The organism is Aeromonas sp. QDB25 (assembly GCF_027707725.1).
Classification (GTDB): Bacteria; Pseudomonadota; Gammaproteobacteria; order Enterobacterales; family Aeromonadaceae; genus Aeromonas; species Aeromonas caviae.
The window spans coordinates 1-14347 of record NZ_JAPCIZ010000035.1; the positions used below are offsets into that span (position 1 = coordinate 1).

The 14347-nt window shown below is 62.0% G+C and carries 14 protein-coding genes; 5 read left to right on the top strand and 9 right to left on the bottom strand.

All coding sequences use genetic code 11. The features are described from left to right. Positions 1-155: 155 nt before the first annotated feature. Complete coding sequence (locus PG883_RS13275; protein ID WP_200163702.1) at positions 156-695, top strand: gamma carbonic anhydrase family protein; 540 nt, start codon at positions 156-158, stop codon at positions 693-695. An 83-nt stretch (positions 696-778) separates the two neighbouring features. On the opposite strand, the gene polA is transcribed toward PG883_RS13275, so the two are convergent. Then, entirely contained in the window at positions 779-3529 is a 2751-nt protein-coding gene (gene polA / locus PG883_RS13280; RefSeq protein WP_270807301.1) for a DNA polymerase I, read from the bottom strand. A 400-nt stretch (positions 3530-3929) separates the two neighbouring features. Here polA and elbB point away from each other — a divergent pair, with 400 nt between their 5' ends. Beyond that, a complete protein-coding gene (elbB, locus tag PG883_RS13285) occupies positions 3930-4580 on the top strand; it encodes an isoprenoid biosynthesis glyoxalase ElbB (RefSeq protein ID WP_039041149.1) in 651 nt (216 codons plus the stop codon). A gap of 72 nt (positions 4581-4652) precedes the next feature. Here the strand turns inward: elbB and PG883_RS13290 are convergent, their stop codons facing one another. The 4 genes from PG883_RS13290 to fieF all read right to left on the bottom strand — a co-directional run bounded on the left by PG883_RS13290 (position 4653) and on the right by fieF (position 8085). After that, positions 4653-4862, bottom strand: a complete 210-nt coding sequence (locus PG883_RS13290; RefSeq protein ID WP_010672454.1) for a cell division protein ZapB — start codon at positions 4860-4862, stop codon at positions 4653-4655. 221 nt (positions 4863-5083) lie between these two features. Beyond that, entirely contained in the window at positions 5084-6364 is a 1281-nt protein-coding gene (locus tag PG883_RS13295) for a hypothetical protein (RefSeq protein WP_010672453.1), read from the bottom strand. A 21-nt stretch (positions 6365-6385) separates the two neighbouring features. Beyond that, positions 6386-7165, bottom strand: a complete 780-nt coding sequence (gene cysE, locus PG883_RS13300; RefSeq protein WP_010672452.1) for a serine O-acetyltransferase — start codon at positions 7163-7165, stop codon at positions 6386-6388. 8 nt (positions 7166-7173) lie between these two features. Then, the gene (gene fieF / locus PG883_RS13305; RefSeq protein ID WP_010672451.1) at positions 7174-8085 is read right to left on the bottom strand and encodes a cation efflux pump FieF; all 912 of its coding nucleotides are present in this window, start codon (positions 8083-8085) and stop codon (positions 7174-7176) included. Positions 8086-8172: 87 nt separating this feature from the next. Here fieF and PG883_RS13310 point away from each other — a divergent pair, with 87 nt between their 5' ends. The 3 genes from PG883_RS13310 to trmL all read left to right on the top strand — a co-directional run bounded on the left by PG883_RS13310 (position 8173) and on the right by trmL (position 10755). Further along, positions 8173-8868, top strand: coding sequence for a response regulator (locus PG883_RS13310; RefSeq protein ID WP_119197079.1), 696 nt, complete (start codon positions 8173-8175; stop codon positions 8866-8868). After that, positions 8865-10220 (top strand): ATP-binding protein, encoded by a 1356-nt coding sequence (locus tag PG883_RS13315; protein ID WP_128313984.1) that lies wholly within the window; start codon positions 8865-8867, stop codon positions 10218-10220. The genes PG883_RS13310 and PG883_RS13315 overlap by 4 nt, the downstream gene beginning before the upstream one ends. A gap of 70 nt (positions 10221-10290) precedes the next feature. Further along, on the top strand, positions 10291-10755 hold the full coding sequence (gene trmL, locus PG883_RS13320) for a tRNA (uridine(34)/cytosine(34)/5-carboxymethylaminomethyluridine(34)-2'-O)-methyltransferase TrmL (protein ID WP_069784747.1): 465 nt from the start codon (positions 10291-10293) through the stop codon (positions 10753-10755). A 31-nt stretch (positions 10756-10786) separates the two neighbouring features. Here the strand turns inward: trmL and PG883_RS13325 are convergent, their stop codons facing one another. The 4 genes from PG883_RS13325 to lexA all read right to left on the bottom strand — a co-directional run bounded on the left by PG883_RS13325 (position 10787) and on the right by lexA (position 14256). Then, positions 10787-12157, bottom strand: a complete 1371-nt coding sequence (locus PG883_RS13325) for an MATE family efflux transporter (protein WP_161646970.1) — start codon at positions 12155-12157, stop codon at positions 10787-10789. Positions 12158-12171: 14 nt separating this feature from the next. Beyond that, on the bottom strand, positions 12172-12798 hold the full coding sequence (locus PG883_RS13330) for an SCO family protein (protein ID WP_045522510.1): 627 nt from the start codon (positions 12796-12798) through the stop codon (positions 12172-12174). Between the two features lie 190 nt (positions 12799-12988). Further along, complete coding sequence (locus PG883_RS13335) at positions 12989-13279, bottom strand: hypothetical protein (protein WP_010672445.1); 291 nt, start codon at positions 13277-13279, stop codon at positions 12989-12991. 350 nt (positions 13280-13629) lie between these two features. Further along, on the bottom strand, positions 13630-14256 hold the full coding sequence (gene lexA / locus PG883_RS13340) for a transcriptional repressor LexA (protein WP_010672444.1): 627 nt from the start codon (positions 14254-14256) through the stop codon (positions 13630-13632). Positions 14257-14347: the final 91 nt, after the last annotated feature.

The window sequence follows — 14347 nt, forward strand, 5'->3', positions numbered from 1 at the left end:
AGGGAGCGAATTCGTTCTGGCAACCCCTCCTCTGCAATAAAATTGTAAAAATCGGCACTTTTTTAGTTATTCATATCCAAGCACAGCTTTTATACAAACTTATCCACAGAAACCGGTGTTATCTTGCTAGAATGGCCGAAAACAAGGAGGCCAAGATGGACTTGCGACTAAGACCTTACAAGGGAAAACGCCCGCAACTGGGCAAACGGGTATATGTGGATCCCTGCGCCACCCTGGTGGGGGATATCCAGCTGGGTGACGATGCCAGCATCTGGCCCATGGTGGCCGCCAGAGGGGACGTCAACCATATCCGCATCGGTGCCCGCAGCAATATCCAGGACGGCACAGTGCTGCACCTGACCCGCAAGAGTGCCAGCAACCCCGGGGGCTATCCGCTGCTGATAGGTGAAGATGTCACGGTCGGTCATAAAGCCATGCTGCACGGTTGCACCATAGGCGACCGGGTGCTGGTCGGCATGGGGGCCATACTGTTGGATGGGGTGGTCGTCGAGGATGATGTGATGATAGGCGCCGGCTCTCTGGTGCCACCGGGCAAACGGTTAGAGGCCGGCTTTCTTTATATGGGCAATCCCGTCAAGCAGGCCCGCCCTCTCAAGCCGGCCGAGATCGCCTTCCTGAAGACCTCGGCCGACAATTATGTGCTGCTCAAGGATGAATACCTGCAAGAGGCCTGACCCTGCAGCCACAAACAGGAAGCCCGGCATGATGCCGGGCTTCTCTTCTTATATAACTATAGCTATGTGACCATCAGGCAGGATCAGTGGGCCTGATCCCAGTTGTCACCGGTGCCCGCTTCCACCACCAGCGGCACATACAGTTCGGCCGCACCCGACATCTTCTCCTTGATGAGGCCGATGTACTCTTCCAGCTTCTCTTCGCGGATCTCGAACACCAGTTCATCGTGTACCTGCATCAACATGCGGATCGACTCGTCTTCAATCCCGCGGATCCAGCCATCCACGTTGATCATGGCGCGCTTGATGATGTCGGCAGCCGTACCCTGCATGGGGGCGTTGATGGCGGCCCGTTCGGCCGCCTTGCGCAGACCGGCGTTGCGGGACTTGATATCAGGCAGATAGAGGCGACGGCCAAACAGGGTTTCGACATAGCCCTGGGTGTCCGCCTGCTGGCGGGTACGCTCCATGTACTCCAGCACACCCGGGTAGCGCTCGAAGTAGAGATCCATGTACTTCTGCGCTTCGGCGCGACCGATCCCCAGCTGCTTGGCCAGACCGAAGGCACTCATGCCATAGATGAGACCAAAGTTGATCGCCTTGGCGCTGCGACGCATGTCGCTGGTCACCGCATCGAGCGCGACGCCGAATACCTCGGCGGCGGTCGCCTTGTGGATGTCCTTGCCCTCGGCAAAGGCGGTCAGCAGCCCCTTGTCACCGGAGAGGTGGGCCATGATGCGCAGCTCGATCTGGGAGTAATCCGCCGCCACCAGCTTGTAACCGGCGCACGGAATGAAGGCCTGCCGAATGCGGCGCCCCTGTTCGTTGCGCACCGGAATGTTCTGCAGGTTGGGGTCGGTGGACGACAGTCGACCGGTCGCCGCCACCGCCTGGTGATAGGAGGTGTGCACCCGCCCGGTCTGCGGCTTGATCATCAGCGGCAGCTTGTCGGTGTAGGTGGACTTGAGCTTGGCCAGGCCACGGTGCTCCATCAGCAGACGCGGCAGCTCATAGGTCTCCGCCAGCTCGGCCAGCACCTCTTCCGCAGTGGATGGCGCTCCCTTGGGGGTCTTTTTGATGATCGGCAGCCCCAGCTTGGTGAAGAGGATTTCACCCAGCTGCTTGGGCGAGGAGAGATTGAACTCCTGCCCGGCCAGCTCGTGGGCCTGCTTCTCCAGCTCTGCCAGACGCACTTCGATCTCCTGGCTCTGCTGATGCAGCAGCTTGGGCTCGATGGTGGTACCGAGTCGCTCCATCCGCGCCAGCACCGGCAGCAGCGGCAGTTCGATCTCGCTGAACACCTTGGCAAGGCCCGGCTCGGCAGAGAGCTTGCCCCACAGTGCCTGATGCAGACGCAGGGTGATGTCGGCATCTTCCGCCGCGTAAGGAGCCGCCTGCTCCAGTTCGATCTGGTTGAAGGTGAGCTGCTTGACCCCCTTGCCGGCAATGTCCTCGAACGAGATGGTCTCGACGTTCAGATACCTGCGGGCCAGGGAATCCATATCGTGGCGGCTGGCGGTAGAGTTGAGCACATAGGATTCGAGCATGGTGTCGTAGGCGATACCCTGCAGCTCGATGCCGTGGTTGAGCAGCACGTTGCGGTCGTACTTGAGGTTCTGCCCCACCTTGAGACGGGTCGGATCTTCCAGCAGCGGTTTGAGCTTGCCCAGCACCACGGCCTCGGTCAGCTGTACCGGCGCCCCCAGATAGTCGTGGCCGAAGGGCACGTAGGCCGCCTTGCCCGGCTCGATGGCAAAGGAGACGCCCACGACGCGCGCTTCCATATAGTCGAGACTGGTGGTCTCGGTGTCGAAGGAAAACAGCGGCGCCGCCTGCAACCGTGCCAACCACTCATCGAATTCGGCCTCATCCAGAATGCAGCGATAGTCGGTTTCGATGGCGGCTGCCGGGGCGGCGCCTTCCTCATCACCTGCGGCTTCGCTCTCCTCGCCACCAGACTCCAGTTCTTTGATCAGGTTGCGCAGCTCGTACTCGCGGTAGACCGCCAGCAAAGCCTCCTTGTCGATGGGGCCAAGCTGCAGCTCTTCCAGACTCTGCTCCAGGACCACGTCGGTCTTGATGGTGGCCAGCACATAGGAAAGGCGCACCTGCTCTTCCTGCTCGCGGAACTTGTCGGCAAACGCCTTGGAGCCGCGGAAGCCGAGCGCCGCCACCTTGTCGAGGTTGGCGGCAATCTCGTCGATGCTGCCTATCCCCTGCAACAGAGCCAGTGCGGTCTTCTCGCCGACACCGGTCATGCCGGGAATGTTGTCCACCTTGTCCCCCATCAGCGCCAGGTAATCGATGATGAGCTCGGGCGGTACGCCGAACTTCTCGATCACCCCTTCCCGATCGGTCTTCACATCCTTCATGGTGTCGATCAGGGTGACATGGTCGGAGACCAGCTGCGCCATGTCCTTGTCGCCGGTGCTGATGAGCACAGGCAGCTGTTTCTCGGTCGCCTGACGGGCCAGGGTGCCGATCACGTCGTCGGCCTCCACCCCTTCGACCATCAGGAAGGGGAAACCCATCGCCTTGATCATCTGGTGGATAGGAGCGACCTGGCTGCGCAGATCGTCCGGCATGCTGGCGCGTGTTGCCTTGTATTCGGGATAGATGTCGTCACGGAAGGTCTTGCCCTTGGCGTCGAACACCACAGCCACGTGGCAGTCGGGGTACTGCTTGCGAAGGCTGCGCATCATGTTGGCCATGACACGGACGGCGCCGCTAGGCAAGCCGGTCGAGGTGCGCAGATCGGCCTGCTGCGAGGCAAAGAAGGCACGGTAAAGATATGAAGAGCCGTCGACCAGAATAAGAGGATTGCTAGGGGCCATGAAATCGTCCTGCCAAGAATAAACAGCCGCTAGGATGCCACAGGGCCCGCACCACACCAAGGGGACTCCCACCATCACCACGGCGCACCGGTGGGGCACATTGCTGTGGATAACTCTGTGCTCAAAAATGGCACCATTGCATCACGGCCGTGACAAAGCTGTGGATTAAAACAAAAAATATCTTTTAAAACATTACGTTGAGATCATGAAAACTCAACATGATGCACGCATCATGATCTCGATCAATGTGGAAAAAAATTCAAGGGGGGTACTGAGGCAGGATCCAAAACGAAACAATCCTAGCACAGGGAGATGACTTGACCAGCGGAGGTCGAACGATAACCATACAAAAGTACAACAATCTACCCTGGCTCACATTTTCAACAACGAGGAGTCTGTCATGAAAAAAGTGGCCGTGATCTTGAGTGGTTGTGGCGTGTTTGACGGCGCCGAAATCCACGAGGCCGTCATCAGCCTGCTGGCGCTGGCCCGTCAGGGAGCATCCGTTCAATGCTTCGCCCCCAATGTCCCTCAGCTTCATGTCATCAATCACCTGACCGGCGAGGTCAGCGAGGGAGAGAGCCGCAACGTGCTGGTCGAGGCGGCCCGCATCTGCCGCGGCCAGATCAGGGATGTAGCTGAACTGGATGCAGCCGACTTCGACGCCCTGCTGGTGCCGGGCGGCTTCGGCGCCGCCAAGAACCTGTGTGACTTCGCCATCAAGGGAGCAGAGTGCCGCATCCAGCCGGATGTGCTGAAGGCCTGCCAGAGCTTTGCCAGAGCAGGCAAACCGGCCGCCTACATCTGCATCGCACCGGCCATGATCCCGCTCATCTATGGCGCCGGCACCCTGGCCACCATTGGCAACGACGAGGGCGCCGCCAACGCCATCGAAGCCATGGGTGGCAGTCATCTCGACTGCCCGGTGCGCGAATTCGTGGTGGATCAGGAGCGCAAGGTCATCTCCACTCCTGCCTACATGCTGGCCAACAATATTGTGGAGGCGGCGGACGGCATCGAGAAGACCGTCAAACAGCTGCTGGCACTCTGATTGCCCGGCAGACCAAAACAAGCGGGCCGCTCAAGGAGCGGCCCGCTTTCATTCCGGTCAATCTAGACGGGATCAGATGGCATCGCCCATCTGGTCCATCTTGCCCAGCAGGGCACGCAGACGCTCTTGCCAGGCAACGTGCTCGTTGCGCAGTTGGTGGTTCTCGTCTTGCAGCTTGCTGTTCTGCTCTTTCAGCTCGTCCAGCTCCATCTTCAGCAAGGAGATGTTGTCGACGGCGGATTGTACTTTGGATTCGAGTTGCTCAAGGACTTCTAGTGACATATGCATACCTGTATGTTCAATTGCGATGCCCCACAGAGGGCGATTCAAGCGCGTGGAGCCAGCATACCCTGATGCGCTCGGCACAAACAAGCCAGCACGTTGCAAAATGCGCCCTGCGGCCCGGTATTGCTTAAATATGCGTCGGTTTTTCTCGCAGGCAGCAGGAACCTCGATCCCGGGCGTCCGCCGTGGCACAACCCGCCCTCCTGCCGATGCCGCCATCAGCCATGCAAGGCGATGAAGCCCCCCATCATCAGACAGGCCACGGCGTACATCAACAGGCCGTAGAGCAGGTTCCAGCGCAGCAGCAGCCCGGCGCTCAGGTTGTAGCGGGACGCCAGCGCCAGATTGGAGCCGGAGAGCGGGCTCGTCCCGGTCGCCAGCCCCCACCCCATGAGGAAGCACATGCCAAGCAGGCTGGGATCCGGTGCCAGCGGCCAGAGCAGCGGCGCCACCCCCGAGATGCTGATGAGAGGATGCACGCCCACTATGGCCACCAGGAAGATCAGCAGCAGGGTCAGGCAGGCTTCCAGCCAGCCGAAGTGGTTGAACAGCGGCAGGCCGTGGCCACTGCCAAAGTCCAGTACTGACAGCGCGCTGTTGATGCCAGCCGCCAGCAGGCCGGCCCCCAGAAACAGCACAAGCTGGCCACCGATGGCCGGGAAGCGCTCCACCACCTGGCGCTTGAGAGCAGCCCCTCGCCCCGCTTGCGGCATGAACAGCAAGGCCAGCAAGGGCGCCACCAGGGCGATCACCGCCAGAATGCTGAGTCCGGGCCAGAAACGGTGGATCACCAGCACCAGCAGTGCCAGGGTCACCGGTAGCCCCAGGGTCTGGAGCCGCAGCGGATAACCTTCAAAGGTCTCCACACCGAGTCGCTCTACCTGCCAGGCTGTCAGCCCCATGGCCAGCAAGGCCGCCAGTATGCCAAAAGGCAGTATGCTGCCCAGTTGCAGACCCGGTGCATAGGTGAGGGCCACCGCCATGGCGACGAAGAAGGGGGACCAAAACGCAGCCGCACAGAAGATCCGGCTCAGTACCATGACCTGACGCCGCTCCAGCGTCCCGTTGCGCTCCAGCCGATCGCCGATGATGAAGAGCACCGAAAGATTGATGACGGCCCCCAGCAGATTGAGGCTGGCCATGGTGCTCCACAGCCCCTTGCGGCCGGACCAGGAGGCGGTGCCTGTCAAGAGGCCGGAGGTGGCCAGATTGAGGGTGCTCACTGCGGCAAACATGGTCAGCATGTTGATGTTCGGCAAGAGCCAGTCACCTGGGCTGAGGCTGGCCCCCCGCCACCAGGAAAAGAGCAGCAGCAGGAGCGCCGCGCCGTAGAGGGCCAGCGCCTGGCGCCGTGCGGCCCCCACCAGCCAGGGCCAGGTGAGCAGGGAGGCGGCCCAGGCCGCGATGGCGGCGGGCCAGGGAGAGAAGTCCAGATAAAGGTGCAGCAGGTTGAGCAGCCACATCCCCAGGATCAGAAAGCCTGACCAGCGCTTGACCATACAACGGCCTCGGTCAGGGGATCAGAGGCACTGATCCATGTCCAGGGAAGGTTTGTCGCACTCGGGGCGGCCCACAATCCTGGCGGGCACGCCAGCGACCGTGGTGTGAGGCGGCACCGGGTTGATCACCACGCTGCCGGCACCGATCTTGGCGCCGACGCCCACCTCGATGTTGCCGAGGACCTTGGCCCCCGCCCCTATCATCACCCCTTCCCGGATTTTGGGGTGACGATCGCCACTCTCCTTGCCGGTCCCTCCCAGAGTCACACTCTGCAGGATGGAGACGTCGTTCTCGATGACGGCGGTTTCCCCGACCACGATACCGGTGGCATGGTCAAACATGATGCCCTTGCCGATGCGGGCGGCCGGGTGTACATCCACGCCGAACACCACGGAGATCTGGTTTTGCAGATAGAGCGCCAGGGCACGGCGTCCCTGACGCCACAGCCAGTTGGCCACCCGATACCCCTGAAGAGCATGGAATCCCTTGAGGTAGAGCAGCGGGGTGGAGAAGAGGTCGACCGCCGGGTCGCGATCCTGCACCGCGCAGATGTCGGCGGCCACTGCGGCCAGCAGCTCGGGCTCGCTGCGCAGGGCCAGCTCGATCACTTCCCGCAAGGCGATGGCAGGCATGGTGGTGCTGTCGAGCTTGTTGGCGAGCTGGAAGCTCAGCGCCGAGCGCAAATCCCGGTGATTGAGAATGGTGGAATGAAAGAAGCTGGCCAGCATGGGCTCCTGGGCCGCCATGCTCTGCGCTTCCTGCTGAATTTTTTGCCAGGTTCTGGCAACCAGATCATCCATGTTGCAGCCTACTGTTGTTCAGGGTGAGTGCTTTGTCGTTCTTTTGTCAGCACCGAGATGGGGTCCATGTGAATGATCACATCCATCCGCTCGAAGGCCTGGCGGACGGCCAGTTCAGCCTCGTCGGCTATCTGATGGGCCCTGACCAGAGGCAGTTGATCATCGAGTTCCAGATGCAACTGCACGAAACGGGTCGGCCCGGATTGGCGGGTACGCAGGTCATGTACGCCATGCACCCCCTCTACGGCGCAGCAGAGGGCCATTATTCTCGCTTGTTCCTCCTCTGGCAACTGACGATCGAGCAGGGCCTGCACCGATTCGTAGCCGATATGGACAGCCCCCCACACCAGGAACAGACCGATCAGAATGGCAAACAGGCCGTCGGCCCAGTACCACCCCTGCCCCGCCAGCACCAGTGCCACCAGCACGCCGCCATTGAGCAGCAGGTCGGAACGGTAGTGCAGCATGTCAGCCTTGATGGCCACACTGTTGGTCTTGCGGATGACAAAGCTCTGGAAGCTCACCAGCAGCAGGGTCAGCACGATGGAGCCGACGCTGACCCAGATCCCGGCCTCCAGGCGCACCACGGGCACCTGATTCAGCATCGACGAGATGCCGTGCATCACCAGCAGCAGGGCGGACCCCGAGATGAAGGCCGACTGCACCAGACCCGCCAGGGACTCCGCCTTGCCGTGGCCGAAGCGATGCTCTTCGTCGGCAGGGGCCAGCGCATAACGGATGGCCAGCAGATTGATGAGAGAGGCGCTGATGTCCATGAAGGAATCGGTCAGGGATGCCAGCAGGCTGGATGAATCCGTCATCAGCCAGGCGATCAGTTTGCCCAGGATGAGCAGGGTGGCGGTGGTCACAGCGGCCATGCTGGCCAGGGTGACCCAGCGGGAATAGTGTTGGTGGCTCAAAACCGGCTTTCCTCCGACGCGTAAAAACTTATTATACCCTGACCCGGACGTCAGTTTGGCGTGCAAAATCAACAGAGTGACTCCCAGATGAACAAAATACTCCTGGTCGACGACGATCTCGAACTGACCCAGCTGCTCACCGAAATCCTGACCCTGGAGGGGTTTGAGGTCACCGTCGCCGAGGATGGGGAAGAGGGATTGCAGCGACTGGCAGAACAGGCATTCGACCTGGTGCTGCTGGACGTCATGATGCCCAGACTCAACGGTTTCGCGATGCTGACCCGGCTGCGCAAGACCCACGACACCCCGGTGTTGATGCTGACCGCCCGTGGCGACAGCCAGGATCGGGTCAACGGGCTGGAGGCCGGTGCCGACGACTATCTCGCCAAGCCGTTCGACGACAGGGAACTGCTGGCCCGGGTGCGCGCCATCCTGCGCCGTACCCAGGGCACCCAGCCCCAGCGCGGCGGCAGCTCGGAAGAGGTGCGCTTCATGGATCTGGTGCTGCAGCCCGGCCTGCAACAGGCTCGCTGCGACGATCAGTTGCTGGAACTCACCGCCACCGAGTTCGGCCTGCTGGAGTGCCTGCTGCGCAATCCGGGCCAGATCGTCAGCAAGGGCCTGCTCTCCGAGCAGGTGCTGGGCAAGAAGCTCGAACCCTTCGATCGGGCCATCGACATGCACCTGAGCAACCTGCGCAAGAAGCTGCCGGAACGGGCCGACGGCCAGCCCCGCTTCAAGACGGTGCGGGGACGAGGCTACCTGTGGCTGGAGCAGGCATGAAATCGGCCCGCACCTTCAACGGCCTGTCCACCCAGATCTTCCTCTGGTTCTGGTTCATCCTGCTGCTGGTCGTGGCCGCGGTGGTAATCCTCCCCACCCTGGACCCCCGCAACATCATCCCGCTGCCGGCCCACGAGATCACCCGTCTCAACAACAACCTGGCGGCGCTGCAACGGGGCGCGGATCCCGAGCAGGATTTCGATCTGGCCAAGGCCATCGATGCCGCGGGCCTCTTGCCGGTGGACAACATCTATCTACGCGATGCCAAGGGGCAGATGCAGTCCAGCACCCGGCTGAGCAAGTTCGTGATCCGTTTCATGCTCGACTCGGACAACCCGGCCAAGCCCATGCTGGGCAGCGAACACCAGCGCGCCATCGCCGGCCCCTTCCAGATGGTCCATCACGGCCAGACCTATCACGTCTATTTCGGTCTGAATGTCGAAAACTCCTACCTGTTCCTCTTCATCCAGATCCTGGATCACCCCATCCAGATCCTGGGCATCGCCATGCTGGTCAGCACCCCGCTCTGTCTGTTGCTCGCCTGGCGCCTGACCCGCCCCATACTGCAGTTGCAGCAGTCGGTCTCCCAACTCGCCCAGGGCAACCTGGAAATACAGATCCCCAACCTGGGGCGGCGCGACGAGATAGGCCAGCTGGCCGAACATGTCAGTCGCATGGTCGATACCCTCAAGGACATGATCCAGAAGCAGAAGCAGCTGCTCTCCGACATCTCCCACGAGCTGCGCAGCCCCCTGACCCGCATCCAGCTCGCACAGGCGCTGATCCGCCGCAAGCAGGGGGACAGCGCCGAGCTGGCGCGCATCGAAGGGGAGATAGCCCGGCTCGACAAGCTGATTGGGGATCTGCTGGATCTGTCGCGGGTGCAGCAACATGTGGAAGCGCCGGTGACGCTGCCCCTGGCGGAGCTGCTGGAGCCCATCCTGGACGATGCCATGTTCGAGGCAAACCAGAACGGCAAACAGCTCAGGCTCCCTTCCCTGCCCGCCGAATCCCTCACCATGTGGCCGGAGCTGCTGGCGCGCGCCCTGGAAAATCCCCTGCGCAACGCCCTCAAGTATGCCCGCGAGTTCATCAAGGTGGACTGGTACCGGGAGGGACGGGAATGGGTGATAACCATACGGGATGACGGCCCTGGCGTGCCGGTGGAGCAGCAGCCCCGGTTGTTCCTGCCCTTCTTTCGGGTGGACGATGCCCGCAACGCCAAGACCGGGGGCACTGGTCTCGGCCTTGCCATCGCCGCCGAGGCGATCCAGCGTCATGGGGGGACCATCCGGGCCAGCAGCAATCAGCCGACCGGACTGGTCATCACCATCCGTCTGCCCATGCCCTGACCTCCCCCTTTTCATCGGCACGGGTGCTGGGTATGCTGGCGCCCGTTTCGCACCAGCCCAGGATCCTTCCATGCTCGATATCGTGCTCTACCAACCGGAAATCCCCCCCAACACCGGCAACATCATTCGCCTCTGCGCCAATACCGGCTACCGGTTGCACCTGATAGAGCCCCTGGGGTTCGAGTGGGATGACAAGCGGGTCAAGCGGGCCGGGCTCGACTATCACGAGTTTGCCGACGTCAAGCGCTGGCCTGACTATGAGGCGTTTCTGGCGGCCGTCGCCCCCCAACGGGTCTTTGCCTGCACCACCAAGGGACGCACCGCCCACTCGGCGGCCCGGTTTGCCCCCGGTGACGCCCTGCTGTTCGGGCCCGAGAGCCGAGGCCTGCCTATGGAGATCATCGAGGGCCTGCCATTCGAGCAGCGGCTGCGCATTCCCATGCTGCCCCAGAGCCGCAGCATGAATCTGGCCAACGCCGTCGCGGTGTTCGTCTACGAGAGCTGGCGACAGTTCGACTATTCAGGCTCGCTCTGACCGCTGACGATATTGGCAAGGCGGCCAGGATTCAGACTGACTGCGCCGTCCCCTGCCCCGCCAGCAGCCGTCCATCACGTTCCAGTCGCCAGCAGAGCCAGCCCAGCGTCAGGCCACGACCGGCCATCAGGGCACTCATGGCGGCCCACAGGGCCGCCACACCCCATCCCTGGCAGAGCCACCAGATGGGAAAGAAGCCGGCAAACACCGCCACCAGCATGCTGTTGCGCATCTCCCGGGCCCGGGTGGCGCCGATAAAAACCCCGTCCAGCAGGAAGCACCAGACAGCCAGCAGCGGCATGGCCACCAGCCAGGGGAGCTGACGTTGCGCCTCGGCGATCACCGCCGGTATGTCGGTAATGTGGCGGATGAGCCAGTGGCCCCCCAGGGCAAACGAGAGGGTGAATGCCAGGGCGATCAGCAGCGCCCAGCCCAGATTGAGGACGATGGCCTCCCGCAGCAGCGGCCTATCACGCCGCCCGATGGCGCGCCCTACCATGGCTTCCACCGCATAGGCAAATCCATCCAGCCCGTAGGAAATCAGCATCAGGAAATTGAGCAGCACCGCATTGGCGGCCACCGCCACATCCCCCAGCCTGGCCCCCTGCAGAGTCATGAACACGAAGCAGAGTTGCAGACAGAGGGAGCGGATGAAAATATCCCGGTTCAGGGCGAGCAGCCGCAGCAGGGCCGGCCACTGGCGCCAGCGCTGCCAGGCGTTGTGCCACACCCCGGGGTCAAGTCGGCGCAGATGCCGGCTCACCAGCCAGAACCCCACCCCGAGCGCGCTGTAATCCGCCAGCAGGGACGCTGCGGCCACCCCTTTCACCTGCCAGCCCAATCCCAGCACGAACCAGGCATCCAGCACCATGTTGACGAGATTACCCAGGATCAGCAGCAGCATGGGACTGCGTGCATCCTGCATGCCCAGCAACCACCCCATGATGACCAGATTGCACAAGGCCGCCGGGGCGCTCCAGATCCGCACCGATACATACTGACCGGCATAGGTCTGTACCTCGGAAGAGGCGCCACCGAGGGCGATGATGGCAGGCAGGAACGGCAACAACAGGAGCAACAGCGCCATGCCCAGTCCGATCGCCAAGCCCAGGGCCCGCGCCAGGGTGTCGAGCTGCCCTTCGGCATGGGCTGCACCCTGAGCCTGGGCAGTCAGCCCTGTTGTGGACATGCGCAGGAAGCCAAGCAACCAGAACAGCAGATTGATGAAGGTCGCACCGACCGAGACGCCGCCGAGAAACCAGGCCTGGCCAAGATGACCGATCACCCAGGTGTCCACCAACCCCAGCAAGGGCGTGGTGACGTTGGAGAACACCATGGGCAGGGCCAGGGCGAAGACGGCTCTGTGGCGGCGAGGATCCTTCAACCAGGCGGGAATCAGCATGGTGCGCGCCGGGATCACTCGCCAGCCAGCCGCACGATGCGCGCGAAGTCGGCCACCATGGCCTGCATGTCCACGTGGGGCACCTCACCCGGTGCCACTTTGGGTCGGAAGGTGGCCACCAGCTTCCCCTCGGGGTTGATCAGCACGATGGAGGCGGAGTGGTCGATCAGGTAGTCCTTGCGATCCCCTTCCACGATGGAATAGACCAGCCCCAGATTGCGGACCAGAGGAAAGAGGGCACTGTGAGGTGCTGTCGCCGCCTTGAACTCGGGCTCGAAGAAGGCGGTATAGCTTTTCAGGCGGGCGCTGTCATCCCGCTGGGGATCCGCCGAGATGAATACCACCTGGCTAGTGGGGGCTATCTTCTTCAACGCCGGATAGACGCTGCGCAGGTCCGCCAGCGTGGTCGGACAGACATCCGGGCAGTAGGTGTAGCCGATGAACAGAAAGCTCCAGTGTCCCGTCAGGTTGGCAGGGGTAAAGGGCTGTGCATCCGCATCCGTGAGGGTAAACGGGTTGATGTCTCGCCCCGCCGGGTAGTAATCGGCCTGTTCCGGCACCGCGGGCTGACTCCAGTAATAAGCCGCAGCAATGGCGCCGATGAACAGCAACAGCAGCAGGTAAAAGCGTGGTTTAACCATATAAAACAAAGCCTTGCTTATGTTAGAAGCCCTAGGGGCAAAACCGGTAGGGGTCATTGTAACCCGCCCGCCCCCGCCGCTGGCTAGTCTTGCATCCCGGCGGGAAAGCGTCTGTGCCATGGATAAGCCGCATCGGCGCCAAAACAAGAGCCCCGCTCTGGCGGGGCTCTTGTCTGTACAGGAAGAGGGATCAGGGCCGCAGCCTGTGCTGCGGCTGGGCACGTCTCAGGGGGACGCGCAGCGGGATGACGGGGGCAGTCCAGGGCTCATCCGGCAATCCGATGTCGTGATGACGGCGAAACAGACGAACCAGGCGGACAATCTTGTCTTTGGGGCACCCAAGCCAGATGGTCCAACCATCTCCCTTGTGATAGACCCAGAGCGCATAGAACCATGTCATCCGACTGCCCTTGATGAATCGGGTGATGGAAGATGCGGGCGCTGCGGCCGGCACCGGATCCCACGGCGAGCTTGAAGCCATACCTGTCCTCCTTGCTCAACAGGTCACGCTGACGGGTCTCTTTGTCCCCAACGACGAACCAACCACGGCAGCGTACTGACTGTACGAGTCCCCAGTCTGAGGCGACTCTCCCTTCTGCGCACCGACCCGGCGATCATGCATCCCTGCCATGGCGTACTGCCCGGTGCGACTCCCCCTTCCCTGATCACCGACCATGACAGGGGCCTTATCAAAGGATATATCCGAAATGCATGTCGTGCGGCGAGACTGTGCGCACAGGAAGGAGAAGCGAAAAGGTGGGGAGGGAGATGCCATCGGCAGATGAAAATGAAGAGGCCTCCCGCAGGAAGCCTCTTCATCGCATCGGATGCTTACATCCAGTCAGCGTTGCGGATCACGCCGACCGCCAGGCCCTCTATGGTGAGGTGCTGACTGGCGAGATCCACCTCGATTGGGGAGAGCTCTTCGTTTTCCGGCAGCAGCCATACCTGGCTGCCCTTGCGCTGGAAGCGCTTGACGGTGACGTCCTCGTCGAGCCGTGCCACCACGACCTGGCCGTTGCGTACCTCCTGGGTCTTGTGTACCGCCAGCAGGTCCCCGTCCATGATGCCGATGTTCTTCATGCTCATGCCCTGCACCCGCAGCAGGAAGTCTGCCCGCGGGTGGAACAGGGCGGGATCCACCTGGTAATGGCTCTCGATGTGTTCCTGGGCCAGGATGGGTTCCCCGGCCGCCACCTTGCCGATCAGTGGCAGGCCGTTTTCTTCAGGCTGCACGTCCTCTTCTTCGAGCAGCAGACGAATGCCGCGGGACGTACCCGGCATGATCTCGATGACCCCTTTTTTGGCCAGGGCCTTCAGATGTTCTTCGGCCGCGTTGGCCGACTTGAAGCCAAGCTTCTGGGCAATCTCGGCGCGAGTCGGCGGCATGCCGGTCTCGTTCATGTTCGCCTTGATGAGCTCGAGTACTTCAGCCTGGCGAGGGGTAAGGGGTTTCATAGCATGGGCACCTGTCTTTTTATACAGCACACTGGCAGTATATACAGTGCTGGGGCCAAGGCAAGGCGCAACTGGCATTTGTCGCGACCCG